This window comes from Burkholderiales bacterium (assembly GCA_013695435.1).
In the GTDB taxonomy this organism is placed as follows: Bacteria; Pseudomonadota; Gammaproteobacteria; order Burkholderiales; family JACMKV01; genus JACMKV01.
Window position 1 is genome coordinate 1 of record JACDAM010000059.1, and the last position, 4,191, is coordinate 4,191.

General features: G+C 58.1%; 4 protein-coding genes and 1 pseudogene. 3 read left to right on the forward strand and 2 right to left on the reverse strand.

Annotated features, from left to right (window positions below):
• From H0V78_03525 to H0V78_03535, 3 genes are all read left to right on the forward strand, one after another.
• On the forward strand, window positions 1-1,172 hold a 1,172-nt coding region (locus H0V78_03525), incomplete at its 5' end, for a deoxyribodipyrimidine photo-lyase (GenBank protein MBA2350877.1).
• A 27-nt stretch (window positions 1,173-1,199) separates the two neighbouring features.
• Entirely contained in the window at window positions 1,200-1,616 is a 417-nt protein-coding gene (locus tag H0V78_03530) for a hypothetical protein (protein ID MBA2350878.1), read from the forward strand.
• Window positions 1,617-2,192: 576 nt separating this feature from the next.
• On the forward strand, window positions 2,193-2,735 hold the full coding sequence (locus tag H0V78_03535; protein MBA2350879.1) for a hydrolase: 543 nt from the start codon (window positions 2,193-2,195) through the stop codon (window positions 2,733-2,735).
• 409 nt (window positions 2,736-3,144) lie between these two features.
• Here H0V78_03535 and H0V78_03540 read toward each other — a convergent pair whose 3' ends face one another.
• On the reverse strand, window positions 3,145-3,738 hold the full coding sequence (locus H0V78_03540; protein MBA2350880.1) for a hypothetical protein: 594 nt from the start codon (window positions 3,736-3,738) through the stop codon (window positions 3,145-3,147).
• A 10-nt stretch (window positions 3,739-3,748) separates the two neighbouring features.
• Window positions 3,749-4,174 (reverse strand): annotated as a pseudogene (locus H0V78_03545) (peptidase C39).
• Between the last annotated feature and the right edge of the window lie 17 nt (window positions 4,175-4,191).

A 4,191-nucleotide genomic window follows, 5' to 3' on the forward strand; every position in this document is an offset into this window, starting at 1 on the left:
ATGCGTTCATGCTCGAAGGCTTGCGCGAAACGCAGTCCATGCTGCGCGAACGCGGCATCCAGCTAATCGTGAAGCTCGGCGCGCCGCCGCAAGTCGCGCTGGCGGTGGGTGAGCAGGCATCGATAATCATCTGCGATCGCGGTTACCTGCGCCATCAACAGCAGTGGCGCGATGCGCTGGCAACGCGCGCGACTTGTACCGTGATTCAGGTCGAAACCGACGCGATAGTTCCCGTCGAAACAACGTCGGATAAACAGGAGATCGCAGCCCGGACGATACGTCCCAAAATTCAAAAACGCATCGAAAGCTATTTGCAGCGGCCGGTTACGCAGCAGGTTAAAAAAGATTCGCTCGGCCTGCGTTTCGACAACTCTGCCGGTTTCAGCAATCAGGACCGCGAGCTCGATCTCGACAATGCCCTCGCGCAACTCAATATCGATCGCAGTGTCGCGCGCTCGCATTATTTCAAGGGCGGCGCAAGCCCGGCGCGCGCGCTGCTACACGCGTTTCTAAGCAAAAATTTTGATCGATATGCCGATAAGCGTAGCGATCCCGGCGCCGATGCCGGTTCGCACATGAGCCCCTATCTTCATTTCGGTCAGATCGCAGCACTCGAAATCGCGCTGGCAGTCCGGCAACAGCAAGGCGCGGATGCCGCCCGCGCAGCGTTTCTCGAAGAGATGATCGTGCGTCGCGAATTGAGCGTGAATTTCGTCCATTTTCAGCCGGACTACGACAAATTCACCTGTTTGCCGGCGTGGGCGAAATCGACCTTGCACAAGCATCGCCGCGACCGCCGCGAGCACGCATACGACCTCACGCAACTCAAAGACGCGAACACGCACGATCGCTATTGGAACGCGGCCATGCGCGAGATGAAAATCACCGGATACATGCACAACACCATGCGCATGTACTGGGGCAAAAAAATTCTCGAGTGGTCGGCCACGCCCGAACAGGCATTCGGCAATGCGCTCACTTTGAACAACAAATATTTTCTCGACGGCCGCGATGCCAATTCCTACGCAAACGTCGCCTGGCTGTTCGGCTTGCACGACCGGCCGTTCCCCGAGCGACTCATCTACGGCACGGTCAGGTGCATGACCGCCGGCGGCCTCGAGCGCAAGTACGACATCGAAGCTTATGTGCAAAGAATCGCGGCGCTCGATTGATGCAATAAGTTGCGATGAGGCCTGCTCTTGAAGTGTGTCCGCGCTCTGCTTCGCTATCTATGGGCTTCCCCGACAACCGCGATCGGCTTGCTGCTGGCCACGCTTGCACTGGCCGGCAAAGGGCGCTGCAGAATCGTCAGCGGCGTGCTGGAGGTGCACGGCGGCCTGGTGGCGCCGCTTTTGCGCCGGGTCACCTTCCTCCCTGGCGGCGCCGCGGCGATAACTTTCGGCCACGTTGTGCTCGGCCGCGATCAAACCCGGCTCGATGCGACGCGTTATCACGAACGTGTGCACGTCAGCCAATGCGAGCGTTGGGGGCCGCTTTTCCTGCCGGTATATGTTGGCGCCAGCCTGTGGGCACTGGCCCGCAACCGGCACCCTTATCGCGACAATTTTTTCGAACGCGAAGCGTTTGATGCCGAATCGGGCCAACAAATGGGCTAAATCCGACGTGGGCGGTCACGCCACGCGCGTCGAGGGCCGGAGTCGCGAGTTCGGAAGTCTGGTAAAGCCAGACGAAGCTGTACTTTTTACAATTCCCGCAGACGAATGAGCGGCTGTCCCCGCCGCAAGGCTTGCCAAGCCTCTGTCGAAGCACAGAAATATTCAATTTGGCATCGTAACTTGCTAAAATGTTTATCCAGCGGCGGTCGCTCGACAACCCAATCATCGAGGATAGATCATGAACAATATTATTTACATCGTCGGACTGATCGTAATCGTGATCGCGATCTTGTCGTTTTTGGGCTTGCGCTGAAACGTCTATTTCAATACCGCGTTCGTAGCGGCGGGTGGTAACGCCGCGTGGGGCTGGCCGGTGCGTTCCGCGCTGCGTCGGCCTTCGTTTTTTTAGTCATCCGAGGCAACACGGTGGACACGGTGATATCGTGTTTTCGCACCGCCAGCCACCTCGCCACGGTTTAGAACTAACATTGATCATGCCGCACCTCCAGGCTCGGCAATGGCCGGGATGGTGATGCGGCGATCCTGCAACCTTTACCTCCAACCGATGGATCTTCCATGCTCATCGAACTCGACCAATCCGCTTTACTGGTCATCGACATTCAGGCGAGGCTTGCGCCTGCGGTATCGAACAGACAACAGACGATCGCCAACGCGGCGATTTTGTTGAAGGGCGCGCAGCGCCTCGGCGCCCCCGTTCTCGCTTCCGAACAATATCCGAAAGGGCTGGGTGCGACGGTTGCGGAACTGGACGAACTGCTACCGCCGGATGCACGAATCGAGAAACTGTCTTTTGCGTGCTCGGCGGAAAAGCTGTTCATGCAGCGGCTCGCCGATCTGAACCGGAAACAGGTCGTGATCGCCGGCATGGAAACGCATATCTGCGTGCTGCAAACCGCCATCGGCCTGAAAAATGCCGGCCTCACGCCTTTCGTTGTCGCAGACGCAACGGGATCGCGCACCATCGAAAACTACAACGCAGCACTCGATCGTCTGCGCGCTGAAGGAATCGCGATCGTCACAACGGAAATGGTGTTGTTCGAATGGCTGCAGCGCGCCGGCTCGCAGGAATTCAAGGACATTTCGGCCTTGGTCAAATAAGCCGGTCGTCGCCGGATTGTCTGTTATCGAAGCGGCCTTCTTGCAACCCCATCGACGAACAACTTTCCGGCGCCGTCTTGCACCGTATCACAACCGATTGCGCGCCGATCGTCCCGTGAGCGGAACCGTTACGGCGAACTCCGACAAGAAGGCCGTGGTCGGGATCGAACGTGCTTGTGCTCGCGCCGTTGTCGCACGCGACCGTGGCCGCCAGCGGTCCGGTGCCGGAGGTATTGCGGATGTTGCCTTCGAAGTCCTCGATCGTCGAAAATCGCCGCGTAGTTCAGGATCGTGCGGATTGAAAGTGCCATTAAGCGGGACCGATTTGTGACTGCGCTCGCGAAACCCCTCGCTTCATGGAATCACGATTCATGCTGTTCTCCTTTTCGAAATGAAACCGGAATGTCCGTTAGAGATTCACATCAGCGCAGGGAACGTTGCAGCGATTGCTGCAACGACGCGGCCAATTCGAGCGAACGCGCGAGATCGAGTCCGCTACCGTAATATTGAGTTGGGTCATGTTGCGGATCTGCTGGTCGTCGAAGGAATTTTGGATCAGGGTCAGCGCGGCCGGCAAGAGCGTTTCGGTCATGGAATTGCCGGGTCCGTTCTGTATGACGATCGTCGGAACGGAAACGGGCGCGCCCGAGGCGGACGCGGGCTGACCCGGCGCTGCTCCAAAGCTGGGCGCTTGAGTAAGATCCGGTATCGTCAGCCTTGTTACCGCGACCAATTCGTTGCCGATCGCTACGATGCGATCGATTCCAATCGAAATTTTCAGCGATGTTTCATCGAAAAAACCGCCGCGCATGCGATCGAGCTCGGCTTGCGCGAGCTGGCGGCAAGCCTCGATCCGGCAATCGAAGACCAGGTGCGTCGGCGCGGCTACGAACCCATCCGAAAGAGTGGTGGATAGCGCTTGCGTTGCGAGTAGTCCGCAAGCAGCGGCTTCGGCTGCCGCGCCCAGAAGCGCCGCGGCCACAACAGCTCTCACGATGGTCATGACGATCGTCTTAAAAGTCGTTGCGTCCGGCACGCAGCAAAGTGATGTTTGCCAGGCTTTCGCGGCTCAATGCATCCCTTAACGGCGCCACCTGGCGTGCGTGCCAGTCCGCGGCAGTGTTGAAAGCCGCATTTTCCCGCTTGTTATGGATCAGGAATGCGATCCGCTTTTGCCACAGAGTTTCGAAATCCGCTCGCGCAATAACGCGCGACCCTCGGGAAGGATCGCCGACCAGCACGCGATTCCCGCGGATACCCTTGATGACGACGAAATGATTGTATTTCCTATCGCGAATCAGGACGATCGCGGGAATGCCGACTTCGATCAGCTTGTCGAGCGACACTTCGAAGCCGTCCGCGCGGTAGCCGCGCGCCTCAAGATAATGCTGGATGTCGAGTAGCGAAAACCTTCGCGCCGTATTTTTTCTTTGATGCCGTTGTCATACATGGAGTC